The sequence below is a fragment of the Allobosea sp. 10L417 genome, from assembly GCF_056395485.1.
On sequence record NZ_JBFTJP010000001.1, the window covers coordinates 87,854 to 112,791 of the forward strand.

26 protein-coding genes and 1 tRNA gene are annotated in these 24,938 nt (G+C 67.0%); 13 read left to right on the forward strand and 14 right to left on the reverse strand.

Features of this window, described 5'->3' with window-relative positions:
• Window positions 1-14: 14 nt before the first annotated feature.
• Window positions 15-446 carry a CBS domain-containing protein gene (locus tag AC1DE3_RS00430; protein WP_476779275.1) on the reverse strand — a complete coding sequence of 144 codons (432 nt, stop codon included), beginning with the start codon at window positions 444-446 and terminating at the stop codon, window positions 15-17.
• A gap of 196 nt (window positions 447-642) precedes the next feature.
• Window positions 643-1,455, reverse strand: a complete 813-nt coding sequence (locus AC1DE3_RS00435) for a rhomboid family intramembrane serine protease (protein WP_441512928.1) — start codon at window positions 1,453-1,455, stop codon at window positions 643-645.
• Between the two features lie 408 nt (window positions 1,456-1,863).
• Between AC1DE3_RS00435 and AC1DE3_RS00440 the strand changes: the two genes are divergently transcribed.
• The 3 genes from AC1DE3_RS00440 (at window position 1,864) to AC1DE3_RS00450 (ending at window position 4,146) form a co-directional block, all read left to right on the forward strand.
• Window positions 1,864-2,433, forward strand: coding sequence for a PAS domain-containing protein (locus AC1DE3_RS00440; protein WP_441512929.1), 570 nt, complete (start codon window positions 1,864-1,866; stop codon window positions 2,431-2,433).
• A gap of 60 nt (window positions 2,434-2,493) precedes the next feature.
• Window positions 2,494-3,108, forward strand: coding sequence for a PilZ domain-containing protein (locus AC1DE3_RS00445; RefSeq protein WP_476779274.1), 615 nt, complete (start codon window positions 2,494-2,496; stop codon window positions 3,106-3,108).
• A gap of 402 nt (window positions 3,109-3,510) precedes the next feature.
• Window positions 3,511-4,146 (forward strand): transglutaminase-like cysteine peptidase, encoded by a 636-nt coding sequence (locus AC1DE3_RS00450; protein WP_441512931.1) that lies wholly within the window; start codon window positions 3,511-3,513, stop codon window positions 4,144-4,146.
• A 176-nt stretch (window positions 4,147-4,322) separates the two neighbouring features.
• Here the strand turns inward: AC1DE3_RS00450 and AC1DE3_RS00455 are convergent, their stop codons facing one another.
• Both AC1DE3_RS00455 and AC1DE3_RS00460 read right to left on the reverse strand, forming a co-directional pair.
• A complete protein-coding gene (locus tag AC1DE3_RS00455) occupies window positions 4,323-4,853 on the reverse strand; it encodes a gamma carbonic anhydrase family protein (RefSeq protein WP_441512932.1) in 531 nt (176 codons plus the stop codon).
• 150 nt (window positions 4,854-5,003) lie between these two features.
• Entirely contained in the window at window positions 5,004-5,330 is a 327-nt protein-coding gene (locus tag AC1DE3_RS00460) for a DUF6949 family protein (protein ID WP_476779273.1), read from the reverse strand.
• 178 nt (window positions 5,331-5,508) lie between these two features.
• On the opposite strand from AC1DE3_RS00460, the gene AC1DE3_RS00465 reads away from it, so the two are divergent.
• Window positions 5,509-6,228 carry a hypothetical protein gene (locus tag AC1DE3_RS00465; protein ID WP_476779272.1) on the forward strand — a complete coding sequence of 240 codons (720 nt, stop codon included), beginning with the start codon at window positions 5,509-5,511 and terminating at the stop codon, window positions 6,226-6,228.
• A 12-nt stretch (window positions 6,229-6,240) separates the two neighbouring features.
• Here AC1DE3_RS00465 and AC1DE3_RS00470 read toward each other — a convergent pair whose 3' ends face one another.
• Window positions 6,241-6,453: a DUF3126 family protein gene (locus tag AC1DE3_RS00470; RefSeq protein ID WP_441512935.1), complete on the reverse strand. Its 213-nt coding sequence runs from the start codon at window positions 6,451-6,453 to the stop codon at window positions 6,241-6,243.
• Window positions 6,454-6,618: 165 nt separating this feature from the next.
• Between AC1DE3_RS00470 and AC1DE3_RS00475 the strand changes: the two genes are divergently transcribed.
• Entirely contained in the window at window positions 6,619-7,998 is a 1,380-nt protein-coding gene (locus AC1DE3_RS00475) for a serine hydrolase domain-containing protein (protein ID WP_476779271.1), read from the forward strand.
• A 131-nt stretch (window positions 7,999-8,129) separates the two neighbouring features.
• The gene (locus AC1DE3_RS00480) at window positions 8,130-8,471 is read left to right on the forward strand and encodes a hypothetical protein (RefSeq protein ID WP_441512937.1); all 342 of its coding nucleotides are present in this window, start codon (window positions 8,130-8,132) and stop codon (window positions 8,469-8,471) included.
• Between the two features lie 81 nt (window positions 8,472-8,552).
• Here the strand turns inward: AC1DE3_RS00480 and AC1DE3_RS00485 are convergent, their stop codons facing one another.
• Together AC1DE3_RS00485 and AC1DE3_RS00490 are read right to left on the reverse strand one after the other, a co-directional pair.
• Window positions 8,553-9,050, reverse strand: coding sequence for a GNAT family N-acetyltransferase (locus AC1DE3_RS00485; RefSeq protein WP_476779270.1), 498 nt, complete (start codon window positions 9,048-9,050; stop codon window positions 8,553-8,555).
• Window positions 9,051-9,175: 125 nt separating this feature from the next.
• Window positions 9,176-10,498 (reverse strand): aminotransferase class I/II-fold pyridoxal phosphate-dependent enzyme, encoded by a 1,323-nt coding sequence (locus AC1DE3_RS00490; protein WP_476779269.1) that lies wholly within the window; start codon window positions 10,496-10,498, stop codon window positions 9,176-9,178.
• 117 nt (window positions 10,499-10,615) lie between these two features.
• Here AC1DE3_RS00490 and AC1DE3_RS00495 point away from each other — a divergent pair, with 117 nt between their 5' ends.
• The gene (locus tag AC1DE3_RS00495; protein WP_476779268.1) at window positions 10,616-11,518 is read left to right on the forward strand and encodes a LysR substrate-binding domain-containing protein; all 903 of its coding nucleotides are present in this window, start codon (window positions 10,616-10,618) and stop codon (window positions 11,516-11,518) included.
• Here the strand turns inward: AC1DE3_RS00495 and cysE are convergent.
• Complete coding sequence (cysE, locus tag AC1DE3_RS00500; protein ID WP_476779267.1) at window positions 11,509-12,357, reverse strand: serine O-acetyltransferase; 849 nt, start codon at window positions 12,355-12,357, stop codon at window positions 11,509-11,511. The genes AC1DE3_RS00495 and cysE overlap by 10 nt on opposite strands.
• A gap of 187 nt (window positions 12,358-12,544) precedes the next feature.
• Entirely contained in the window at window positions 12,545-13,312 is a 768-nt protein-coding gene (locus tag AC1DE3_RS00505) for an alpha/beta fold hydrolase (protein ID WP_476851896.1), read from the reverse strand.
• A 108-nt stretch (window positions 13,313-13,420) separates the two neighbouring features.
• Between AC1DE3_RS00505 and AC1DE3_RS00510 the strand changes: the two genes are divergently transcribed.
• The 4 genes from AC1DE3_RS00510 (at window position 13,421) to AC1DE3_RS00525 (ending at window position 16,458) form a co-directional block, all read left to right on the forward strand.
• Window positions 13,421-14,398 carry a heparan-alpha-glucosaminide N-acetyltransferase gene (locus AC1DE3_RS00510; RefSeq protein WP_476779265.1) on the forward strand — a complete coding sequence of 326 codons (978 nt, stop codon included), beginning with the start codon at window positions 13,421-13,423 and terminating at the stop codon, window positions 14,396-14,398.
• Between the two features lie 77 nt (window positions 14,399-14,475).
• Window positions 14,476-14,727 carry a zinc-finger domain-containing protein gene (locus tag AC1DE3_RS00515; protein ID WP_476779264.1) on the forward strand — a complete coding sequence of 84 codons (252 nt, stop codon included), beginning with the start codon at window positions 14,476-14,478 and terminating at the stop codon, window positions 14,725-14,727.
• 75 nt (window positions 14,728-14,802) lie between these two features.
• Window positions 14,803-15,981: an FAD-dependent monooxygenase gene (locus tag AC1DE3_RS00520; RefSeq protein ID WP_476779263.1), complete on the forward strand. Its 1,179-nt coding sequence runs from the start codon at window positions 14,803-14,805 to the stop codon at window positions 15,979-15,981.
• 162 nt (window positions 15,982-16,143) lie between these two features.
• The gene (locus AC1DE3_RS00525) at window positions 16,144-16,458 is read left to right on the forward strand and encodes a hypothetical protein (protein ID WP_476779262.1); all 315 of its coding nucleotides are present in this window, start codon (window positions 16,144-16,146) and stop codon (window positions 16,456-16,458) included.
• Between the two features lie 73 nt (window positions 16,459-16,531).
• Here AC1DE3_RS00525 and AC1DE3_RS00530 read toward each other — a convergent pair whose 3' ends face one another.
• Window positions 16,532-17,794, reverse strand: coding sequence for a hemolysin family protein (locus AC1DE3_RS00530; RefSeq protein WP_441513084.1), 1,263 nt, complete (start codon window positions 17,792-17,794; stop codon window positions 16,532-16,534).
• 126 nt (window positions 17,795-17,920) lie between these two features.
• Between AC1DE3_RS00530 and AC1DE3_RS00535 the strand changes: the two genes are divergently transcribed.
• Together AC1DE3_RS00535 and AC1DE3_RS00540 are read left to right on the forward strand one after the other, a co-directional pair.
• The gene (locus AC1DE3_RS00535) at window positions 17,921-18,568 is read left to right on the forward strand and encodes a DUF938 domain-containing protein (protein WP_476779261.1); all 648 of its coding nucleotides are present in this window, start codon (window positions 17,921-17,923) and stop codon (window positions 18,566-18,568) included.
• 135 nt (window positions 18,569-18,703) lie between these two features.
• Window positions 18,704-19,303 carry a DUF6778 family protein gene (locus AC1DE3_RS00540; protein ID WP_476851897.1) on the forward strand — a complete coding sequence of 200 codons (600 nt, stop codon included), beginning with the start codon at window positions 18,704-18,706 and terminating at the stop codon, window positions 19,301-19,303.
• 34 nt (window positions 19,304-19,337) lie between these two features.
• On the opposite strand, the gene AC1DE3_RS00545 is transcribed toward AC1DE3_RS00540, so the two are convergent.
• From AC1DE3_RS00545 to AC1DE3_RS00560, 4 genes are all read right to left on the reverse strand, one after another.
• Window positions 19,338-19,424 (reverse strand) — tRNA-Leu (locus tag AC1DE3_RS00545).
• A gap of 181 nt (window positions 19,425-19,605) precedes the next feature.
• Entirely contained in the window at window positions 19,606-20,262 is a 657-nt protein-coding gene (locus AC1DE3_RS00550) for a DUF1190 domain-containing protein (RefSeq protein ID WP_476779259.1), read from the reverse strand.
• A gap of 28 nt (window positions 20,263-20,290) precedes the next feature.
• Window positions 20,291-21,856, reverse strand: coding sequence for an AMP-binding protein (locus AC1DE3_RS00555; RefSeq protein WP_476779258.1), 1,566 nt, complete (start codon window positions 21,854-21,856; stop codon window positions 20,291-20,293).
• Window positions 21,857-22,033: 177 nt separating this feature from the next.
• Window positions 22,034-24,853 carry a phosphoenolpyruvate carboxylase gene (locus AC1DE3_RS00560; RefSeq protein ID WP_476851898.1) on the reverse strand — a complete coding sequence of 940 codons (2,820 nt, stop codon included), beginning with the start codon at window positions 24,851-24,853 and terminating at the stop codon, window positions 22,034-22,036.
• Window positions 24,854-24,938 lie beyond the last annotated feature (85 nt).

Below are 24,938 nucleotides of genomic sequence, written 5' to 3' on the forward strand. Positions count from 1 at the left end.
CGATGCGATACCCGTCAGGCCATCGCAATATAGTCGCGCATCGCCTGGCTTTCGGCCTCGATCGCTGCGACGCGATGCTTCACCACGTCGCCGATCGAAACGATGCCGGTCACTCGCCCGTTCTCGACGACCGGAACATGGCGGAAGCGGCCCATCGTCATGATCTCCATCAACTCGTCGACGCTGGTCTGCGGCCGGCAGGTCACGACCTTTGAGGTCATCGACCGCGACACCGCGCTCTCCAATGCCGTGGCACCATGCTCGCCCAATGCGCGGATGATGTCGCGCTCGGACAGGATGCCGACAAGCGCTCCGTCCGCCCCCATGACGACCACGGCACCGATGCGCTTTTCGCTCAGCGTGCGGATCGCCTCGGCCAGAGTGCGGTGCGGCTGCACCGAAATGACCTCGCGCCCCTTGTCGCTCAGCAGCTTCTCGACATTCATGGAAGTCCCTCCTCGCAGGCGCGCCATCGCCGGCGCGCAGTTCCGCTGGAACCCCTCGAGCCGCCGCCAACCTCGCAATGCCGGATCGGCTCGAAGAGTGCTTCGCAATGATACGAGTGTGCGGGAAGAGCCCGGCGCAGGCAAGGCTCGCCAGGCCTTCGCCGACCGCCTTCCCTCCCTAATCGAAAGCCGCCGCTCAGCGCCTGAGCGTGCCGCGGTCGAGCAGTGGAAACAGCAGCAGCCCGACGACGAAACCGCCGATATGGGCCTCCCAGGCGATGCTCGTCTCCTCGCCGAGGATCGGCACCAGCCCCGCCCCGAACAGGATATTCGTCGCGAACCAGATGGCGATGAACAGCAGCGCACGGGAATTGCGCCAGAGCTCGCCGAGCGGTTCGGCGGGGATCGCACGCACCACCTCGTCATTGCCCAATTCGCCGAAGCGCAGGCCCGGAGCGAAGACGAAGCGGATTGCTGCGGCTGTGGCCCCGGAAACGCCGGCCGACGCGCCGACCAGCGGCAGGACGTCGAGATCGCGCGACCACCAGTGAAACAGCGCCCCACCGATCGTCGAAAGCGCCATCAGATTGAGAAAGCGGTTCGTGCCGAGCCGCCGCGCCACCGGGCTGCCGAACGCCGCAAGCCAGACCGCATTCGATATCAGGTGCAGCCAGGAGCCATGCAGAAACCCGTAGGTCAGCAAAGTCCAGAGCCTGACGCCACCATCGGCGAGCAGCAGCCGCACCAGCTGCAGCCGCTCGACCACATCCTGCCCCGCGGTGGATTGCGCCATCGCGCCGACCACGTCCTCCAGCCGCCCCGGCGACAGCCACAACGTCAGCCGCGCCGGCACGAAGGCCAGCCACGACATCAGGATGTAATCGTCATAGTCGGACAGCAGCGAACGCCCCGCCTGGATCAGCGTCAGAGCGGCGAGCAGCCAGACGACGGCCGGGGGCAGGTTGAACGCCGGCTCACGCGCCGGCCGGGGAGGATCTTGAAAAGCCATGCGGCGTCACACTTGCCGAAGCGTCCATGTCGCGCAAGCACCGGCTGCGCATGATGCAACGAAAAAGGGGAGTGGCTCGCGCCCTCCCCTTTTCCGCCGGCTGTGACGCCGCCCGGTTGCACCGGCCGGCAAGGTCACGCCCCCTCCACCTCGCGTTGCGGACACACTGAATGCCCGCGAATTCAGTGGCATTTTATACGCATTCTAGCGATCTTCCACAAAGGCAAGATTTGGTTAACCCTAACGTCCCCGCCCGCCTCCCCCGACTCAGACGACAGTGGCAAGACGGCATGACGAATGCGTCCTCGGTTCTCAGGGGAAGCGATTCGTCCCTCTTTCGAACGGTTCTGCGCCAATCTCGGTCGCCGCACTGTTCCGGGGGGACGCAGCCGGCAGCATGGGCGCAGGATGAAAAACACAAGCACACGTCTGGTTTTCGAGTATTGGGACGCGCTGCGTGGCGAACGGGCCGCGCCGGAGCGCGGCGAGATCGAGCCCGGAGCGTTGCGTCATGCGCTGGCCGATACCTTCGTGCTGGAGAACGAACCCATCGGCCCTGTCTTCCGGCTGGCGGGAACGCGCCTGTGCGCGTTGATCGGCCACGAGCTGCGCGGACGGGCTTTCACGGCACTCTGGCCGGATGTCGAATCGCAAGGCGACATGCGCCGCCTCGTCCAGACGGTGATGGACGAAAGCGCCGGCGCCGTCGCCGGCCTGTCCGGGGAGACCAGGTCCGGCGCGCCGATCTATCTGGAGTTGCTGCTGCTGCCGCTGCGCTATCGCGGCCGCACCCATGCCCGCATCCTCGGAGCCCTTTCGCCGGCCGTCTCGCCGGACTGGCTCGGTCTCGATACCGTCGAGTCGATGCGCATGATCTCGCTGCGGATGCTCTGGCCCGCCGCCACCTCGCGTCCGGCCGCAACGCCGCGCCGGGCGGAACCGCCGCGTCTGGTCGTCCTGCCCGGCGGGCGGGCGTGATCGGAACGATCCGTTAACCAGACCRCGCCTACGATCCGCCCGAATCCAGGTCGGTCATTGATGCTGAGCGCGCTCCACACGCCCCGAACGGCTGCCATTCCTGCTGAACGCAGGCGGCATCACCGTATGAAGGTCGTGCTGCTGGGCCGCTACATGCTGCCCAACCGCATGGAATATCCCTGCCAGACGATCGATATCTCGCCGGGCGGCGTCCACCTCGCCGCTCCCGCCAAGGCCAAGCCCGGCGACCGCGTGATCGCCTATCTCGAACATCTCGGACGGATCGAGGGCACCTGCGTCCGGACGACGATGGAAGGCTTCGCGATGACCGTCACCGCGACAAGCCGCAAGCGCGAGAAGTTCACGGCCCAGCTCACCTGGCTCGCCAACCGCGAGGAGCTCGGCCTTCCGGAAGATCGCCGCCATGAGCGTGTCGTGCCGCGCAACCCGCGCTCCATTCTGATGATGGAGGACGGTCTGGAATTCGTCGTCCGCATCATCGACATCTCGCTCTCCGGCGCCGCCTTTTCGAGCGATCTCGATCTGCCGATCAATACGCCGGTGCGAATCGGCTCGACCCCTGCGCGGATCGTGCGCCGATTCGACGGCGGCTACGCAGCGGAATTCCGCTTCCCGCTCTCCGCCGATCTGCTCGACGAAAACCTCGAGCTCTGAAAGCCGGCCCGGCCGGCCACGTCGCGCAAACTGCCTGAGCGCCTGAATCGGCATCCCCGCACGGCAGCGTCGCGCCGCGCTCCGACCTCAAGTGAATCGCCAATGCCGCAGCAACCTCGCGGCCAAACGCACGCCACTCGCGCACCGGAGCGCCGGTCCGACGGCGCTTGCCGCGATTAAGGGATGCGTAAGTTAACGGCGCACTACCGAACAACGAAGAATTAATGGTTAAAATCTCGTTGTGCGATTGATACGAATCGTTACTTCCTCGTTCGACCAAGATTGATACTGATCTATTCTTCGCTCGCCGCTCGGCCGAATACATAAATTTGTACGTTTCCATTTCAGCCAGGATCCATTTGCCAGCACGCATCGTCAGCCCCGGGACAGAAAGGGGACGACATGCTCTCAATTCATCACAATCTGATTGGTACCGCACTGGCCGCTCTGGTCACGCTCGGTGGAGCAACCGCAGCGAATGCTCAGGGCTCGGTCGGCATCCCGGTCGCGAGCCTTCCGGCCGAAGCCTCCGGCGATGCCCGCGCGCCCTATGCCTGGACGGATTTCTGCAAGCGCACCCCGTCCGAATGCCGCACCGACACCCGCGAGCCGGAGCGCATCGAACTGAACGCCAAACTGTGGAAGACGATCGTCGCCACCAACAACAGCGTCAATCGAGAGATCGAGGCCGTCACCGACGACGAACATTGGGGCGTCGTCGACCGCTGGGATATCCCCACCGATGGCAAGGGTGATTGCGAGGACTACGCGCTGCTGAAGCGCAAGCGCCTTGCCGAGGCTGGGCTGCCGCGCCGCGCGATGCTCATGACCGTCGTGATCGACGAGGAGAATGCCGGCCACGCCGTGCTGATGATCCGCACCGACCGCGGCGACTTCGTGCTCGACAACAAGCGCAACGCGATCCTGCCCTGGAGCCAGACCGGCTACGTCTACGTCAAGCGCGAGTCGCAGTACCGCACGGGCTGGACCTCGCTCGGCGGCGCTCAGACTCCGACGGTCGCTTCGGTGCAGCGTTGATGAAGATTCCCGCGACCAGGATGATGTCGCGGTAAGAGGACGGCGAGGCTCGGTCACGTCCCCACCCACCCGTCCCCAAGGATCGGGTTTCGCCAGGGCCGGCTTTCCTCCCCGGAAGGCCGGCCCGCTTCTTTTCGAGGACGAGCCGTGACGTCGTGACGAGCGCCCGGCGCGCGTCAATCCAGCCTTTCGAGCCCTGCTGCGAATTGCTGCCAGCGCCGCACATAAGCCTGCGCCGAAGCGGTGATCCCGGCCGCCGCCTTGTCGTCCAGCGTCCGCACCGCCCGCGCCGGCGCGCCGACGATGAGCGAATTATCGGGAAATTCCTTGCCCTCGGTCACCAGTGCATTGGCGCCGACCAGGCAATTGCGGCCGATCTTCGCCCCGTTCAGCACGGTCGCGCCCATGCCCACGAGGCTGTTCTCGCCGATCGTGCAGCCATGCAGGATGGCGCGATGGCCAATCGTGCAATTGGCTCCCACGGTCAGCGGAAAGCCCATATCGGTGTGCAGCACGCAGCCTTCCTGGATGTTGCTGCCCTGGCCGATCGTGATCCATTCATTGTCGCCGCGCAGCACGGCGCCGAACCAGATCCCGACGTCACCGGCGAGCCTTACGCGTCCGATCACGTGAGCATCGGGCGCCAGCCACCAGGCACCCTCGCCCGGCACGTCCGGTCTTGTTCCATCAAGCGCGTAGAGCGGCATGAGCGATATCCTCTCGGATCGCGGCGCGGCCTGGCGGACGCGGCAACGACGATCTGTGCAATGGTTATTACATCGGATTTTTCGAAAAGCGCATTCCGCCTTTGGGTCCGATGCGACCGGCCACCCGCGTTTTGCAGGCGCCCCTCGCCGTCAAGCGCCGAGCATGTGCAGGAGATCGAGCACCACGCGGCCAGACGCCATGCCCCAGACCGCCGCCGTCATGCTGGCCAGCATCACGAACATGAAGGGCCGGCCCTCGATCTGCCGGCCGCGCACGGTATTGCGCAGGATCAGGAAGGGCGCGCTGAAGACCACGACCGGCACGCTAGCGACGGCGGCGAGCCCTCCCATCTCGAGCAGTTTGAAATCGGCACGCTGCGCGGTGAACAGCTCGAACGCACTGGCCAGCAGCCCCGCGAACGCGAAGCCGATCAAAAGCGACTGGAGCGCTTCGAGCGCGGCAGGCTGGATGGTCACGAGCGCGGCTCTTCCCCGGAACGACGCGCGAGAGCCTGCCGCATGGTTTACGGACTGTGAAGACAAGTCTTTACCAATGGTTAACGATAGCGCCCCGGTTATGGTTTACGCGCCGTTAAGCCGGCGGTGATTCAGTGATGCCGAGCCGATCCGGGAGATCGGGCGAAGAGTATCCGGAATGACCGCGTCCCTGTCCCATCACCGGCCCGGCCAGCAGGCCGCCCATCTCACCTCGATGGTGCGCACGCGCCTGCAGCGGCCGCCCGTGCTCTTGCCGCGAGCGGACAGCGCCCTGCTCAAGGCCGTGCTGCTGATCATGCTCGCGGGCGCGATGGCGACGGGGCTGGGGCTCTATCTGACCCATCGCCGCCCCGAGGAGCCCGCCGCGCTCCAACCGGCCCGCGTCGGCAACCTGGCCCTGCTGATTCCGAAGGATCTGACCGGCCTCGACGAGGACGACGACACCAGCCGTCTCGTCGGCATGGTCCGGCTGCGGCTAGACTGGCCGAATCTCGGCCCGGCGCAGCCGCAGAACAGAAGACGCTTGCTGGTCACGCTGAGCCCGCCCGACAAGGTCAATGAGCCGGCGCGCCAGCTTGCGACCTATGCCCGCTTCCTGACGCCGACCGTCTGGTCGAATCCCGGCGGGCTCGTGGTGCGCAGCTTCCGCAAGGGCTCGCCCTATGAGGGCGACGAGTTCTATGTCTCGGTTCCCGACGGGAAAGGCTTCGCCGCCCGCTGTCCGATCGAGACCGCCGCCCATCTCGACGAACCCTGCCGCATCACCTTCCAGCATCGCGGCATGGATGTGAACATCCGCTTCCCGCGCAGCATCATCGCCGACTGGGCGGTGATGCTCGGCGGTGTGCGGCGGACGCTCGACGGCCTGATCAGATAGCGCGACGCGCTCTCAGTCTTCCAGGTCGACGTCGAGGATCGCCATGGTGAAGTTGAAGGAGCGGTCGCCGTCCTCGTCATCGACATGGATGATGCCGATGAACTCCTCGCCCAGATAGACCTCGGCCGAGTCGGTCTTCTTCATGCGGGCGCGCACGCTGATCGCGTGGTTGTTGAAGGTGCGGCGCAGATAAGCCTCGAGTTTGGCGAGTTCTGTCTTGTCCACGATCGGGTCCTTTCGATTGGCCGGGAGCGATGCCACGACAGGCCGTGAAGGGCAAGCGAAAGCAGCCGCCGCGCACATGGCCGCCCCACATCTCCACGGCTTGCCGGCCGCCAGCGGAATCGTGCGATGCTGGCGATCTGTTGCACTGGTGACGGATGCCAATCGATGAAGCCATGGCTTGCCCCCGCCCTCGCCTATGTCGCGAGCTGGCTCGAATTCCAGCGCTGTTACCATGACCAGCCCGGCTGCGCCTTCGCGATCGCGAATGGCACCGATATCGTGCTCGAAGCCGCCTTCGGCAGCGCGGACCTCGCAACCGGCGAGGTGCTGACGTCGCGGCACGGCTTCCGCATCGCCTCCCACTCCAAGAGCTTCACCTCGGCCGGCATCCTGCGCCTGGTCGAGGAAGGCCGGCTACGGCTCGACGACAAGGTCGGCCGCTTCGTCGACGGGCTCCATCCCGCGATCGCCGACGTCACCGTCGAACAGGTGCTCTCCAACAGCGCCGGCCTGACCCGCGACGGGCCGGACAACGGCCAGTTCCTCGATCGCAAGCCCTATTGCAGCAAGGCGGAATTGCTCGCCGACCTTGCCGTGGCGCCGGTCTATCCCGGCTCACAGCGCTTCAAATACTCCAATCACGGCTTCGCACTGCTCGGCCTCGTCATCGAGGCGGTGACCGGTCTCAGCTACAGCGAATGGATCACCGACGAGGTCGTCGCCAAGGCCGGGCTGCTCGAAACCAAGGCCGATATCGATCTCTGGGGGCACCGCCCGATGGCAAGGGGCCATAGCGGCAGGCAGCCACTCGGCCAGCGGGTCGTCATCCCCGCGGACAATCCCGGCCACGCCATGACCTCGGCCGCGGGCTTCGTCGCCACGGCCGCGGATGTCGCGCGCTATTTCGCGCAGCTCTCGCCGAAGGCCGAGACGAGCATCCTCTCGGCCCTCAGCCGCCGCGAGATGACGCGGCGCCTCTGGCCGGACGACGAGTCGAGCCTGGGGCGCCATTACGGCCTCGGCACCATCTCCGGCGGCGAAGGCAGCTGGCGCTGGTTCGGCCATTCCGGCGGATTCCAGGGCTTCATCACGCGCACCTGCGTCTTCCCGGAGCAGGACCTCACCGTCGCAGTCCTGACCAATGCCATCGACGGGCTGGCGCATCCCTGGCTCGATGGCGTCGTCCATATCCTCAGGACCTTCGCCGAGCGCGGCGCACCATCGCCAGAAATGCGGGATTGGACCGGCCGCTGGTGGACGATCTGGGGCGCGAATGACCTTGTTCCGGTCGCCAAGCAGGTGCTGGTGGCCGCACCGGCCCTTCTCACGCCCTTCCTCGACGCTGCCGAGATCACGCTGGAAGGGTCCGACCTTGGGCGCATCACCCACGCCTCCGGCTTCAGCAGCCCCGGCGAAACGGCGGAACTGCAGCGTAATGAAACGGGCGCGGTGGTATCGGTGCGCCTCGGCGGCGGCCGCCTCGTCGGCGAGGAGGAGATGGGCGACGAGATGCTGGCGCGCTATGGAGCAGCCGGCGGCGCCTGACAGCGCCCCCACCCTCCCGGCGTGCGTCCCGCGGACGGGGGCAGCCACGCCTCGGCGATAAAGCACTTCGCCGCGCCACCCGCCACGCATTCGCCGCCTTTGCGCCGCATTTTAATTGCGAGGGCCGGCCGATGCGTGTGATCGCTTCATTCGCCGTGGCGGCTTTGCTTGCCGTGGGAGCGACGTGCGCTCACTCTCATCAGGCGCCAAGCCGCTGGGACTACCCGTTCTACTGCTGCTCCGGCGCCGACTGCGCGCCGCTCGAGCCTGAAGCCGTGCGAGAAGTCCATGGCGGCTTCGTCGTGATAGTCCGGCCCGGCGAGCATCCGATGTGGCCGAAGGAGCGCCGCACCACCCTGAGGCTCGAAATCCCCTATGACAAGGCAACGCCGTCGCCAGACGGGCATTGGCATCTCTGCATCAACGATGCGGGTGAGTTGCTCTGCTTCTTCGCGCCGGCCGGCGATTCCTGACGGTCGCGGCATCGGACCGAAAGGCGGCACCCCGTTCGGAAAAATCCGATGCGATAAATAATGAGCGAGGCGATCCAGCCCTCAGCCGAAGGCTGGGTGGTATCGCACCTCGCCGCGTGGCGTCACCGCCTTGAAGGACAGCCATTGCAGCTGGGATGGGGGGACATCGCCGAACCGCAGCCCGCCATCGCTCGCAAAACCGAAGCGGGAGTAGAACGCCGGATCGCCGAGCACCACGACGCCGGCCGCGCCGCTCGCGCGCAACTGGGCAAGCCCTTCCTCGATCAGCGCTCCGCCGATCCCGTGACGCTGCCGGAGGGGCGAGACCGAAACCGGCCCTAGCCCGTGCCAGGCGCCCATGGCTTCCGCGATCTCGATCGGCGAGAACGCGACATGGCCGATGACGCCGCCGCCCTCGATGGCGACGAGCGACAGGCTCAGCGCCCCGGCCCCGCGCAGGCCGGAGACGATTGCCGCCTCCGTGCCGCTGCTGTGCGGCGCCTTGGCAAAGGCTGCCGTGGTGACCTCCGCGATCTCGGCCTCGTCGCCCGGCCGCTCGAGCCTGATGTCGATGCGCATGAGCTCCCGCCTCCGGAGCCCATCTTAGAGCATTGGCCCCAAAAGTGGATTCCACTTTTCGGTCCGATCCGATGCTACGGCAAAGAGATAGTCGCCACTTTGCGTCCGAAAGGACGCACGGCGATCTAGCGCATGAAATGCAGTTCCCGGAATCGCCCGCGGAACGCGGTCACGTCCCTGGCCACCGCAGCTGCCGAACGCGAACCGTTGAGCCCTTCGGCGATATAGCCCGCCAGCTCCGGCATATCCGCCGCGGTCATGCCGAAGCGCACGATCTCCGGCGTGCCGAGCCTGAGTCCGTTGACGTCCCCCTCCACCGCCGGCAGCGGCAGGCCGATGCCGCAGGACAGGATGTTGACCGCGCGCAGCTGCTTCGCCGCCGCCTGGCCGCCGCCATAAGGCGCCGCCTCGATCGCGAACTGATGCGAGGTCGTCATGCCCCTGTCGCGCGCGAAGACCGGCACCTGGCGCTCCGAGAGCGCCTCGGCCAGCGCTTTAGCCGTCTTGGCCATTTCCTGCGCATAGGCGCGGCCATGCGCCTTCCAGTCGAGCAGGGAAACCGCGAGCGATGCCGATTTCGCCGCATCGAAATTGGCGGTGAGGCCGGGATAGGCGATGGCGTCGAGCCGTTTGGCGATCTCCGCATCATTGGTGAGGATCAGCCCGGAAGGCGGTCCGCCGAGGCTCTTATAAGTGCTCATCGTCATCAGATGGGCGCCTTCCTCCAGTGGCTGCTGCCAGCCATGGCCGGCGATCATGCCGGACATATGGGCCGCATCGAACAGGACGAGCGCGCCGACCTCGTCGGCGATGGCGCGGATCTCGCGGATCGGATGCGGGAAGAGGTTGAGGCTGCCGCCGATCGAGATCAGCTTCGGACGGAGCCTGAGTGCGTGTGCCCGCAGCTTCTCGACATCGACGGTGTAGTTGACCGGGTCGATCGGCGCCGGATGCGTGACGATGCCGTAGAGCCCGGCGGCGCCGGCGCCGTGATGAGTGACATGGCCTCCGATCTCGCCCGGCGGCGCAATGATGCAGTCGCCGGCCCTCGCCGCGAGCATGAAGGCGTAGAGATTGGCGATCGCACCGGAGGGTACGCGGATCTCGGCATATTTGGCGCCGAAGACCTCGGCTGCGAGCTCGGCCGCGATGATCTCGATCTGCTCGATCGCCTCCAGCCCCATCTCGTATTTGTCGCCGGGATAGCCGAGCGAGGGCCGCGCGCCGATCCCGGCCGACAGCAGCGCCTCGGCCTTCGGATTCATGACGTTGGTGGCGGGGTTCAGGTTGACGCAGTCGCGCTCATGGATCGCGCGGTTCTCCGCCGCGAGCGCATCGATCCGCGCCGCGATCGCGTCGAGCGGCTGGCTTGCCGTCTCGCCTGCGATCCTCAGCACATAATCCTCGCTCGCCTGCGGCACCCAATCGCGCTTGCCCAGTGCCGTCATGCCGGTCCCTCCGTCCTCGCTGGTTCCCGGCATAACAGCGGTTTGCCGCGCCGCGCGCAAACGAGTATTTCTCGCTCGCAGGCTGAGAAAATCTCAACCTCGAACCGGATGTCCGTCGTGCCCGTCAAGCCGCCCCGCCCCCGCCTGCCCTCGCTCAACGCCTTGCGCGCCTTCGAGGCGGCGGCGCGGCTCGAGAGCTTCACCAGGGCGGCGGACGAACTCGCCGTCACCGCCGGTGCCGTGACCCAGCAGATCCGGCAGCTCGAAGCGACGCTCGGTTTCCCGGTCTTCCGCCGGCTGGCACAGGGCGTCGCCCTCACGGACGCGGCGCGCGAGGCCCTGCCGCGGTTGACGCGCGGCTTCGACATGCTCGGCCAGGCCGTGCAAACGCTGCGCGAAGCCGAGCCGCACCGCCCGCTGGCTATCGCAGCCCTGCCCTGTCTCGCCCAGCTCTGGCTCTCACCGCGGCTGCCGGCGCTGCAGCAGGCCTTCCCCGATCTGCAGATCTCGCTGTCGGCGATGGAGGAGCCGCCCGATCCGCGGCGCGAGCCTTACGACCTCGCATTGTTCTACTGTGAGTTGACGGAGCCGGGCGCGCTTCAGTTGGGCGATGACGCAATCCTGCCCGTCTGCGCCCCGACGCTGGCCGCCCAGATCAAATCCGCGGCCGATCTGGCCCGGCAGACATTGCTGCACGACGCCGTGTGGCGCGGCGACTGGGCGCGCTGGCTCGCCTCCGCCCTTCCGGAGGCCCTGATCGATACCGGTCGCGGCCCGGCCTTCTCGCTCTACAGCTTGGCACTGGATGCCTGCCTGTCGGGTTCGGGCGTGCTTATGGGCCGGGTGAGCCTCGTCGCACCCCATCTGGCGAGCGGCCGCCTCGCGGCGCCCTTCCCGCGGGCGATGCCGACCATGGACAGGCTTACGCTGACACCGGCCATCGGTCCCGGTGCCCATGCGCGCCGGGTCGAGATCATGGATTGGCTCGCGGGCTCGGCGCAGAAGCCAGATCAGATATAAGACCCGCAATCGCCTTCAAGGGTCTGGTCCATCGAGCGCGAAGGCTCGGCGCAGCCGGCTTCGCCGACAACCTTGGCCGGCACGCCCGCCACGGTCTTGTTGCGCGGCACGGCCGCCAGCACGACGGAGCCCGCCGCGACGCGGCTGCACCGGCCGACCTCGATATTGCCGAGGATCTTCGCGCCCGCGCCGATCAGCACGCCCTTGCGGATCTTGGGATGGCGATCGCCGCCCTGCTTGCCGGTGCCGCCGAGCGTGACGCCGTGCAGCAGCGAGACATCGTCCTCGATCACCGCCGTCTCGCCGACGACGAGGCCGGTGGCATGGTCGAGGAACACGCCCTTGCCGATCTTCGCGGCCGGGTTGATGTCCGTCTGGAAAACCTCCGAGGAGCGCGCCTGCAGATAGAGCGCGAAGTCGCGCCGCTCGCGCTGCCAGAGCCAATGCGCCAGGCGGTGGCACTGTAGCGCATGGAAGCCCTTGAAGAACAGCACCGGTTCCAGCACCCGGTAGCACGCCGGGTCTCGGTCGAGCACCGCCATCACATCGGCGCGCATGCCGGCACCGATGCTCTCGTCGTCCGCCATCGCCTCGGCGAAGCCCTGCTCGATCAAATCGGCCGTCACGGCCGGATGGCCGAGCCGGGCCGCAACGCGATGGGCGACCGCGCATTCGAACGAGGGCTGGTTGAGAATCGAGGCGACGATGAGCGTGCCCAGCGCCGGCTCGGCGGCAACGGCCGCCTCGGCCTCGCCACGCAGGCGAGACCAGACAGGGTCGAGCCGGTTGAGGCCGGTTGTGAGATCGCGTGCTTCCACGGCAGAGCGCCCCGACGGCATGATCATTCTCCGGAAAGGGTCGTCAGCAGGAGGACAGCCTAGCCACAAGCTGGCGTCCGTACCAAAGGCTCAAGCCGACCAAGATTGAATCAAAAAGCGAGGCAGCGGATTCAGTTTTTCAGGGAACGTCCACAACACATTGGCGTCGCCCGCTTTTCCAGATTGCCTCTATTTACCCGGGACGTTCTCACAAACGCGCGAGAAAGTCGAGGACGGCCTGCTTGTGGCTCTTGTCGCCGACCGCGAGATTGTGGTCTCGCCCGACGATGTCGAACGATTCCGCATCTGGAATGAGCTTCGCGAGTTCCGGGCCGGAGCCGGAGACGTCGTCCTTCGTGCCGACGCTGATCAAAGTCGGCATCGCGATCTGCCCCACCTGCTCGGCGGTCAGCGTCTGGCGTGAGCCGCGGATGCAGGCGGCGAGCGCCCTGAGGTCGCTCTTGGTCTGCTCGGCGAAGGCGCGGAACATGCGCTGCATCGGATCGGTCAGCACCTCGAGCGAGGGCGCTTCCATCGCATCGGCGATGCCGAGCGGCAGCCCCACCCCCTCGACGAGATGGATACCGAGCCCGCCGAGCAGCAGCGCGTCGAGCCGGCGCGGATGCGCCAGGGCCAGATGCGCCGAGATGCGCGCCCCCATCGAATAGCCCATCACCGCCGCCCGCGGGATGTCGAGATGGTCCATCAGGAGTCGCACATCCTCCGCCATGATGTGCGACGAGTAGGCGGCGGGGTCATAGAGCTTCTCGCTCTGGCCGTGACCGCGATCGTCGAGCGCGACGACCCGGTAGCCGGCATGGGTCAGCGTCTTCGTCCACTGCGTGTTGACCCAGTTGGTCATGTAGGACGATGCGAAGCCGTGGACGAGCACCACGGTCCGGTGCTGCGGCGTGTCGCCGGTGGGAGCCAGATCGATGAAAGCGATCTTCACGCCGTCGGAGGAAAAGCTCTGCATGCGGATCTCGGAACGAGGCGGGATGACGAAACAGGTTATTGCCATCCCTGCCATGCAGGCCCGGCTTTGGGTAGCCGCCGCGGCGCGGTTTGCTTATGAACTATCGCCATGAGCCAGACCGCCACCAGCGCGCCAACCGCCTCCGCGGCAACGGATTCGCCGCGTTTCGCTTTCGTCGACATCGCTCGCGGCGTCGCGCTACTGGCGATGTTCGTCTACCACTTCGCCTATGATCTCTCCTTCTTCGGGTTGATCGAGACCGACGTCGTCGACGAGCCCGGATGGCGGATATTCGCGCGCTGCATCGCCGGCTCCTTCCTGATCGTCGTCGGCTTCAGCCTGGTTCTGGCGACGCGCAAGGGCCTGAACCGCCCTGCCTATCTGAAGCGCCTCGCCATGGTCGCCGGGGCCGCCGCCCTGGTTTCGCTCGGCACCTGGTTCGCGATCCCCGGCAACTTCATCTTTTTCGGCATCCTCCACCACATCGCGCTCGCGAGCGTGCTGGCGCTGCCCTTCCTGCGGCTGCCGGTCGCCGCCGTCGCGCTATCGGCGGTGCTCGCCTTCGCGCTGCCGCGCTTCGTCGCCCATCCGCTGCTCGACGCGCCCTGGCTGTCCTGGCTCGGCTTCTCGCACGCGCCGCTCCAGACGGCGGATTTCGTGCCGGTCTTCCCCTGGTTCGGCTGCGTGCTCACCGGCATCGTGCTGGCGCGCCTGCTGCTGCCACGCCTGTCCGGTACGCGACTCGCCGCTTGGCAACCTCGCTTGCTCCCGGCGCGCATCGTCGCCTGGGGCGGCCGCCACAGCCTGCTGGTCTATCTCGTCCATCAGCCGGTCTTCATCGCCGTCCTGACGCTGGTGACCTTCGTTGCCCCGCCCCCTCCGCCGGCCGAGCGCGCCTTCCGGGCCGAATGCCAGCGCAGCTGCGGGCCCGACGTGCCGGAACAGCTCTGCCGTGCGGTCTGCGCCTGCACCATCGACAAGCTCAAGCGCGAACAGCTCTGGCAAAAGACCCTCGACGATCTGCTCACGCCGGAGGAAGGCGCCCGCCTTGGTGAGTTCGCCCAGGCCTGCCTGCGCGAGCGCTGATGCAAATCGCGCACTGGCGTCCCGCCGGCTGACGGGATAGGTTGCGCCCGAAATCCAGCTTCTGAAGAGCGACGACCATGGCCGCGACCGGCATTCCGCATTTCCACAACGACCCCGGCGTCGCCGTCGTCCATGTCGGCGCGCACGAGTTCATGTGCATCGGCGCCAAGCCGCCCTTCGACCATCCGCATGTCTTCCTCGACATGGGCTCGGACAACGAGATCATCTGCCCGTATTGCTCGACGCTGTTCAAATACGAGCCGTCCCTGAAGGACGCCGAATGCACCCCGCCGGAATGCGCCTGGCACGACACCGCCAAGGCGGCCTGAAGCCCGTTCTGCTGAAGCGCGGGTTCTGAGGGGCACCCGCGCCCTTCCCGGCGCCATCGATCAAGGGCATCGCCTGTGTCTGCTCCTCACTTCGTCATCGCCGGCGCCGGCATCGGCGGGCTGACCATGGCGCTGTCGCTGGCCCGCCGCGGCATCGCCGCCACCGTCGTCGAGAAGCGCACCGGTTTCGGCGAGCTGGGCGCCGGCCTCCAGATCACCTCCAATTCCGGCCGCGTGCTCGATGCGCTCGACCTCGCCCTGCCGCTGAAGCGCGTCAGCGTCTCCTCACACGGGCTGACAATCCGGCGCTGGCGGGACGGCTCGCAACTGCTGGAGATGCCCTCCAGCCCGGAGCGCATGCCGACCCCGTTCCGCATGCTCAGGCGCAACGACCTGCACACCATCCTGCTCGACGCCGCGCGCGCCATGCCCAACATCCGCCTGATGGTCGGGCGCGGGGTGCAAGAGGTCAGCCAGGACGAGAACGGCGTCGCGGTCAGGCTCGGCGGGCAGAACGGCAGCAGCGAGACGATTTCCGCGCTCGGGCTGATCGGCGCCGACGGGCTGTGGTCACGCGTGCGGGACCTCACCGGCGATGCCTCGCCGCCAGTCTTCACCGGCTATGAAGCCTGGCGCGCCGTCGTGCCGACCCGCGCCGCCGACAAGCCGCGCGTGATGCTCCATCTCGGCCCCGGCCGGCATGCCGTGCATTACCCCGTCGCCGGCGGCAAGGAGATCAACATCGTCGTCGTTCGCCAGGCCAAGGAAGCCCGTGAGGGCTGGTCGCGCGACGGCGACGCCAGCATCATCACCGAGCACCTCTCCGGCGCCGCGCCGGCGCTACGCGAACTCACCGGCGAGGCGCAGGGCTGGCAGGTCTGGTCGCTGTTCGACCGCAAGCCCGCGGCCATGGCCAGGGGCCGGATCGCGTTAATGGGCGACGCCGCTCACCCCGTCCTGCCCTTCCTCGCACAAGGCGCTTCGCTCGCCATCGAGGACGCCGCCGTGCTGGCGCGCCTCCTCGCCGAGACGCTCGGGCGCGATGGCGCGGCCGGGGTGCCGGTCGCCTTCGCCGCTTACGCAAAGGCCCGCGCCCGCCGCGCCGCACGCGTGCAGGAGGAAAGCCGCAGCAATGGCCGCAACTATCATCTCGGCTGGCCGCTCAGCATGGCCCGGGATTTCGCGCTGAAACGGCTGGGCCCGGATGGGCTGCGCAACCGCTATGGCTGGCTCTACGACTGGCGCGACATATAGCATCAGACCGAAAAGTGGAATCCACTTTTCGGAAAAATCGGATGCGATAACAAATAGATAGTTCACTGCTACCGCGTCCGGTCGGACGCGCGGCGATTTGACTGACCTCGCCATCGCCGCATTCCATCCCTATCTGTTGGTTCGGAGAGGGATGAAAGAGAGATGATCCGCGTCAATCTGTACGAACAGCTCAATGGTCGCGCCCGCGCCATGCCGCGCTGGGCCGCATGGCTTGCCATGGCGGCGAGCTTCGTCGTCGGCATAGCCCTGTTTCTGGTCGCAGCGAGCCTCGCCCTGATCTTGATTCCGATCGTCGCCGTAGCCGGCGCGATCGCGGTCTGGCGGCTCAAGGCAAAGATGAAGGCTGCCGGTTTCGACCGTGCCTATCCCTTCGCGGGCGGGCCCCAGAGAGCCGAGCGGATCGAGGTGATCGATGCGGAATATCGCATCATCGAGCCGGACGAGCCGCGCCGCTAGCGCGTGCCGGTCAGTTTGCTGCGCAAGCTGACCGGCGAAGGCGTCTTCTCTGTCGAGCGAAAGCCGTTGCGGCTCACTCGATCCGGCTGACCAGGATCTTGTCGATGCGGCGGCCGTCGAGGTCGACGACCTCGAAGCGCCAATGCCCCTTGTCGAAGCTCTCGCCGACATTGGGCAGGTGGTTCATTTCGGCCAGGATGAAGCCGGCGACCGTCTGGAAGTCGGCGTCGCGCGGGATCGGGATGCCGAGCTCATGCGAGAACTCGTCGACCTGCATCCAGCCGGCCACGAGATAGGAGCCGTCCGCGCGCGTCACGATGGCAGGCTCGTCCTCTTCCTCTTCCTGGAAGGCGCCGATGATCGCCTCGAGCACGTCGCCAGGCGTGATGATGCCCTCGAAATGGCCGTACTCGTCGAAGACCACGGCCATATGCACGCGGCTGGAGCGGATCTCGCGCAGCACATGCAGGGAATCGGCGGTGTCCATCACCACCGGCGCGTCCTGGACATGCCTACGCAGTTCCTCGATGTCCCCGGTAGCGAGGAAATCGATCAGATCCTTCATCAGCACGACGCCGATGATCGAATCCGACTCGCCATCCTGAACCGGCAGGCGCGAGCGGCGTGTGTCCTTCAGCTGCAGGCGGAGTTCCTCGGCGCTATCCGACAGGTCGATGACCTCGACCTCGCGGCGCGGCGTCATCAGCGCGCGCGCCGAGCGGTCGGCAAGACGCATGACGCCCGCGATCATCTCGCGCTCGTCGCGCTCCAGCACGCCGGCGGTCTCCGCCTCGGCAATGATGGTGCGCACCTCCTCTTCGGTGACCTTCTCTTCCGACTCACCCTTCTGGCCGAGCAGCGCGAGCACCGACTTGCCGGAAACGTCGAGCAGGAAGACGAGCGGGGCGCCGACCTTCGACATCAACGCCATCGCAGGAGCGACGCGCGCCGCTATGCGCTCGGGGTCCCGCAGCGCGACCTGCTTCGGCACCAATTCACCGAGGATCAGCGACAAATAGGTGATCGCGACGACCACGATGCCGACGCCGAGCGTATCCGACACCGATTGCGAAAAACCCTGGGTGCCCAGCCATTCCGACAGGCGCGCGCCCAGCGTGGCGCCGGAGAAGGCGCCAGAGAGCACGCCGACGAGCGTGATGCCGATCTGGACAGTGGAGAGGAATCGGCCGGGGTCTTCGGCCAGGCGTATCGCGGTCGCGGCGCCCTTGTTGCCCTGGTCGCTGAGGACCTTGAGGCGAGCCGGCCGCGACGAGACGACGGCGAGCTCGGACATGGCGAGAAGTCCATTCACGATCGTCAGCGCCAGGACGATCAGGATTTCGGTTAACAAAACCAATCCGTTTGCTGCGGCGCTGCGACATTTGGCAGCCCGCTTCTATGCCCCTTATAGCGGATCATTGCATGAACGCGATAAGCCAGACGAAAGAATCGTGAGCGAATGATGACGAGACCGAGCTTCTGGCAGCCGACACAAGGCGAACAGGCCGGCACCGACCGCCGCTTGCAGGCGCCGTCCGCCCAGCGCAACCGCGACGCGATCCTCGACGTGCTGCGCCAGGTGCTGCCCCCTTCCGGGCTCGTGCTGGAGGTCGCGAGCGGCTCGGGAGAACACGCCGTCCACTTCGCGAAGGCCTTGCCCGCCCTGACGTTCCAGCCGAGCGATCCCACTCCCGATGCGCTGGCGAGCATCGCGGCGTGGACGCAGGAATCCGGCCTCTCCAACATCCTGCCGCCGCTGATGCTCGACGCCGGCGCGTCGGAATGGCCGATCGAGGCAGCCGATGCGATCCTCTGCATCAACATGATCCATATCTCGCCCTGGAGAGCGACCGAGGGCCTGTTTCGCCAGGCGGGCCGTCTGCTGCGGAGCGGCCATCCGCTCTATCTCTACGGCCCTTATCGCTGTCCCGGCCTGCCGCTCGAACCGAGCAACGCAGCCTTCGACGAAAGCCTGCGCAGACGCGATCCGGAATGGGGCTTGCGCGATCTCGATGCGGTGGAGGGGCTCGCGGCTGCCAACGGCTTCAACGCGCCGCAAATCGTTGAAATGCCGGCCAACAATCTGAGCGTGATCGTTCGAGCCGGCTGAAAGAGGCCGCCGTCGAAAACGCCGCGAGCGGCGGCCGAAGCCGACATCCCGAAACTCTTCCGCCTCCTCCATTCGTCGGGCTGGCGAATCGCCCGATCGCCGCACTACGCCGGCTCCTGATCCAAGGGGGCGATCATGATTAAGCGTATCCTATGCCTAGGCCTTTTGGCGTTTGCTCTTGCCGGCTGCGTCACCATGCAAAATCCGCTCTCGCAGCGGGACGTCGAAACCTTCAGACTTGCCAGCATCCATGTGGCGACCGATTCCGCCGCGACCCTGTGGTGGGGCGACGGGGACCGCGCCTATGCGAGATCCAAAGGGCGGTCGGACGCTGAATCCGAAGAACTCTCCAAGACGCCCGAAGCCCGCGCCTTCATCGCCAAGCTGGCTTCCGCGAAGATCAGCGCCGCGCTCGAGCAGCAGTTGAAGCCGGTCCTGACCGGCCCGCGCCCCGTGAAGATCGACGTCAACCTGCGCCGGCTCTACGTCGCCTCGGCCATCCAGCGCGTGGTTGTGGGCGGCGGCCATGAGTTGGTCGCCGATGTCACGGTGACCGACGCCAAAACCGGTGCTGTTCTCGTGAGCTATCCCGAATTCCACTCGATGGCGCTGGCCGGCCAGGGAATCGGCGGAACGATGCTCGATGCGGCCTTCATGGCCGATCCGATCGATCGCCTCGCGCTGAATTTCGCCACCAAATATCGCGAGTGGCTGGTGCCGCCGCCCAACGCCTAAGCCGGGCCGCAAGTGCAGCGTCTCGGAGCCGGCTTGGTGCGGACGGCGGGACTCGAACCCGCAAGCCTTTGAAGGCGCAAGATTTTAAGTCTCGTGCGTCTACCAGTTTCGCCACGTCCGCGGACGTGACAGCGATAGAGCATCGGACCGAAAAGTGGAACCCGCTTCTTGGAGAAATCCGGTGCTTAAACAAAGAGCTACATTGCCGCTTTGCGTCGGAAAGGACGCACGGCGATGTCGCGGGCGGGCACGGTGCGCGCAAGACTTCGGCCGCTTGCGCACAGGGCGATCGCTGCAGCCGCTCAGTGCGGCCGCGCCGGCTTGTACCACTCGACCCCGTCGGGATCGACATAGAGCCCCGGCGGCACGTTCGAGCCGATGCTCTTCTCCTCCATCGGAACGCGCATCGTGTCGTCGCGGTCGCCGCGTTTGACAGAGGTCCCGGCGGGCTGCGCGGCATGGCCATGCGCGCCGCGGCCGACGCTGCTGGCCAGCCCGATCACGCCCTGCCGGCCTGCGACCTTGTCCTGCAGCTCCGTCACCGGGCGCGCGACGAAGGCGACCTTGGCGCTGCCTTCCACCACGGGCAGGGCCCGCCTCGCCGCGCCCTCGCCTGTCACCCGGACGCCGACGAAACGCGGCACATAGGTCGCGCCGCCCTTGCCGAAGGATTCCCAACCGCCGGCCGAGACGACCTGCGCGCCGCAGCGCTTGTGGGCGCGCTCGCAGGCAGAGCGCGTGACGTAGCGCGGCGCCCGCTGCTCGAATTCGGCGCGGGCGTTGCGATAGGCGAACTCGCATTGCTCAGCGCTGAGCAGCCCGCCAGCGATGCATTCGTCGCGCCGAACATAGGTATTTCCGGGGCTCTGCGCCGACAGCTCGGCCGGGCTCGCGAGCGTGAGGGCAGGCGCAAGCGCGGCGACGCGCAGCGTGGCGAGGATCGAGGCCGGAATCATCATGCGGTGAAACAACATTGCAATTATGGCTTTACAGCAGCGCGCGCCGCGAGGCGGCCAGCTCCCGGGTTGCGCCATAGTCGATCTTCCCGTTGCCGAGCACCGGGATCGAAGGCGTCACCAGGATTGCGCGCGGTACCCATAGCTCCGGGAAGCCCTGCGCCTTGGCCGCTTCCTGGAGCGTCGCGCGGTCTGCGTCGGGCTTTTCGGTGACGAGAATGAGCTGCTCACCCTTGCGGGGATCGGGCAGTCCGACGACGACATGGTTCTGGTCCGGCCAAAGCTTGGCGATCATGGTCTCGACCGCCGCGAGCGAAACCATCTCGCCGCCGAGCTTGGCGAAGCGCTTGGCCCGGCCCCGAATCGCGACGAAGCCGTCCTCGATCACGACGATGTCGCCGGTATCGTGCCAGCCGCCTTCCGGTGGGACGACCCGGCCCGGCTGCGCCGGGTCGAGATATCCGGCCATGACGTTCGGCCCGCGCACGGTGAGCCGCCCGCCCTCATGGATGCCCTCAACAGGCTCCAGTTTCGCATCGATTCCGGGCAGGAGCTGGCCGACCGTGCCTTCGCGCATGGCCGACGGCGTGTTGACGGCGAGCACCGGCGAGCATTCGGTGCAGCCATAGCCTTCGAGGATGGTGGTGCCGTAGGGCTCCCACATCCGCTTCGTCTCGGCCTTGACTCGCTCCGCCCCCGCGACGACGTAGCGCACGCTGCCAAGGTCGTTCGCTTCTGCAGCGCGGGCGTATCCTTGAAGGAACGTATCTGTGGCGAGCAGGAAGGTCGCCTTCATGTCGCCGATCAGCTTTGGCACCTGCTTGTAGTGCAGCGGGCTCGGATAGAGCACGACCTTCATGCCGTGCAGCAGCGGCACCATCACCCCGGCAGTCAGCCCGAAGGAGTGGAAGGCCGGCAGCGGGTTCATGAAGACGTCCCGCTCGGAAATCGCACCGGCGGCATGGGCAAAGACCTGCCGCGCATTCGAGACGATATTGGCATGGCTCAACACCACGCCCTTCGGCTTGCCCTCCGTCCCCGAGGTGAAGAGGATGACAGCGGCCTCGTCCGGCTTGGCCTCGTAGGAGCGGTGGACGAAGCCCGGCAGCAGGCTCTGCAATGCGCCCAGCGCCTTGTCGAAGCTGGTGATCTCCTTGCGGACGTCTTCGAGGTAGACGATGCGCCGCCCTTCGCTCAAGGCCGCAACTTCCTCGTCAAGCTTGCCCTGATCGACGAAACGCCGGGAGGTGACGATGGTCTTGAGCTGTGCGACCTCCGCCGCTGCCCGCAGATTGCGGACGCCGGCGGTGAAATTGAGCAGCGCCGGCACGCGGCCATAGGCGAAGAGAGCGAACAGCGTCACCGCCATGCCCTGCATGTTCGGCAGGAGAACGCCGACATGCTCGCGCTCGGAGGTGAGCGCCGCAAGCTTGCGGCCCAATACCAGCGCGCCGAGCACGAGCCGCCCATAGGTAATCGGCTGGCGCTCGGGGTCCTCCAGCGCGATACGGCCCTTGCCATGCCTGGCGATGGTCTGCAGCAGAGCGCGAAAGATCGTGATCCGCGCAGCCGCGGCATCGAAGTTGGCGGCGGCCATGTCTGGCGCGTCTCCCGGTCGGCGTTTCCTCTGGCTGCCAACCTAGTGACATCGGCGCCGGTTTCAACGTCCGGACCAGACGTCATGCTCAGGCTTGCCCCGAGCATGACGTAAACCAGCGTCCATGAGATTCTCGGGTCGCGCCCCGCCCCGCCCGAGAATGACGGGGCGGCAGCCCTACCCGAACGCCCCAATCTCGTGCTGGATCGCGCCGGAAATCTCGCGGATCAGCTCGAACAACGCCAGCATCGGCGCGAACACGTCGCGATGCAGGGCTTCATAGGTGCCGCCCTCGCGCGGGCCCGGCGGCTCGCCGAAATCGAGGCCGATGGTCGGGTCGGGATCGCGTGGGAAGATCTCGGCCAGGAAGGCGAGACAGGCCGGCACATCGAGGCGCAGCAGCCGCTCGATCAGCGCCTCGCGCGTCAGCCCCGCATGCGGCCGGAAATCCGGGATATGGGCGCAGGCGAGCCAGATCCGATGCATCGCCGCGAGCCTGAGAGCGTGCAGCGCCGCGAGCCGCACCGGCATCTGCGGGGCGTCTTCCGCCGCCACCTTGAGTTTCAGCGCATCCGCCGACAGCCGCCAGAACAGGCGGCGCAGCGCCGGTGCGAGCTCCAGCCGCGACATTGCCTCCGCCACCGCCAGCAATTCTTCGCGCCGCCCTTCCCGCACCGTCCGGCGCGCCCGGTCGAACCAGCTGCCGGGATCGAGCGAGTCGAGATAGGCTCTGAGTACGTCAAGGTCGCTATGGCCGATCGCATAGGCGGCGAGGCGATAGGCGCGGTCGAAACGCTCCGAGCGCTCGCGCATGGCGCGGAAAAGATCCGGCGAGCGCGAGGCGGCGTGGCCGACGCCATGCATGCTGTTCGCCATCCAGCCGAGCTGTTGGAGGATGGCGTTGTTGGGGATGGCGCGCAGTTCGCGCGGATGGCGGATGTGCGTCGGCCCCGCCCCTTCCGATTGCCGCGCGGCCGGGCGCGAGCCGGTCTTGTCGAGCAGCGAGGGGCCAAATGTGCCGATCAGCGCCGCATAGCCGGGGTCGTCGACCAGCGCGTTCATCTCCTCGCGCACGGTCTGGAAGAACTCGCTGGCGAAATCCGGTTCGTCGTAGATCGGGTCGTCCACCGCCTGCGCCGGCGCGAAGACCGCCTCGGCGATCCGGCCGACGGTTGCCCCTGCGAGTTGCGGCGTGCCGAACAACAGATACCCATCGCTCCCCTGGAAGCTGGTCTCGCGCACCGTCCTGATGCCGGCTTGCGCGAAGGCCCGCCGCGCATAGGCCGGATCGAGATAGGCCAGCCGATCCGACAGGCTGTCCGGATGGGCGCCGCGGCCGACCGATTCGCCATGGGTATCGAAGATGACGAGCTCGACATCCGCGAGCTCGTAGCGCGCGAGTAGCTCGGCGATGCGGATGCGCAAACGCTCGACCCAAAAGGTCGAGGCGACCTGCCCGATATAGCGCCCGGAATCGGAATAGCCGAACTGGATGCACAGCCGCCCATGGCGCTTGAGATAGTCGCGGAAATGCGGGCTGCGCAACGCCTCGTCGATGATGCGCGGCCCCTGCTCCAGCGCGTCCGAGGTCTCGAACAGCGGCGAAATCTCGACCCTGTCGGCGATGCCGAAACGGCTGGCGAGCCAGAGCGCGCAGAGCAGCGTGTAGCCGCTCTCGGTTTCCGCGATCAGGAAACGCACCGGCCTGGTGCCGTCGACATGCTTCACGATCTGCGCGATCGTCATCATCATCCGCGCGGCAGAGGCGCGCTCGGCCGCCAGCGCCCCGAAATCGACGGCAACCGGCTCGACCTTGCCGAGTTCGGTGTTGGCGGCTGCGAGGAAGGCGCGCCGCTGCGCCGGCTCGCCCGGCTCCTCCTCCAGCGAAATGACCGAGCGCAACGCATTGTGAAGCTGCGAGGCGTTGAGCCGGAAATGCGGCAGCGCGATCGAGACGCCATGGGCGAGGCAGCCGGCCCGGATCTGCGCAAGTGCGAGCCTTGTCTCGTCGTCCGCAGCGTCGGCAAGGGCTCCGTCGAGCGCCTCGATCAACCGGGAGGCTTCCGGCAGTGCGGTCTCGCGTTCATGCACCAGCGACAGCGCAAAGGCCTGCAGGGCCTGCAGCGAAGGCTGCGTGCCGATCGGCGGCGCCAGCGCGAGCTGGCGCTCCACTGCCGCCAGCGCCGCGCTCACCAGGGCACGGACGACTTCTGCGGCCGGCACGCGCGGCAGCTTTTCGAGGATGCGCGCGAACTGCCCGCTCTTCGATTCGAGCCGGTATCGCAGCGTGTCCCACCAGCCGATATCGGTGCGCCCGTCCGTGTCGCAACCGACCCAGGACGCGAGCGTGATCGGCTTCGGCGCGAGTTCGGTCCAGCGTTCCGGCCAGCGCTCGCGGGCGACGGCAAAGTACGCCGCGTTCAGCCGGTCGAGGGCATCGCGCGCATGGCGCACGGCATAGCGCGCCTGCTCGAACTCGTCCTGCAGCGTGATTCGGCCATCGGGGCGGAAGCTCAGATCGGCCTCTCCGACAACCGCCTCCCCCGCAGTACCGCCGGAGGCGAGATCGGCGAGCGCATGGCAGAGCCGGCGCGCCATGCCGAAGGTCGGATGCGCGGTGAAGACGGCGGCAAAGCGCGCCCGCTCCACGGCCTGCCGGAAATCGTCAAAGGACGCCGCCGCACCGGCCGCTCCCTCCGCAAGCCCGGAGAACACAGCCGCTTCATCCTTGTCGAGCCCGACATAGCGGGCGACGCGCACGGCCCGCTGCCGCAGAGCCTGCCGCCCGAGCTGGCGAACCAGTTCGCCTGCGCCTTCCACGGTCAGTTCGTTGCGGTCCATCAGCCGGGTCAGCCAGAGCGTGACCCGCAGCACCGGGTTGCCGAAGGGGTCGTCGCGGGAATCGCGCCGTGCCTCCTCGATCCGGCCCAGCAACTCCTGCGAGAGCGCCTCGATAGCGGGAGCTGAATGGCTTTCCTTCGCGATCGTCATGGCCATGACCGCTCCTCCCACGTCCCGCCCGGCTTCATGAGCTTAGCCGGGTCGTGCTGCATTGCAGCATCGGACGATCGCAGCCGCAAGC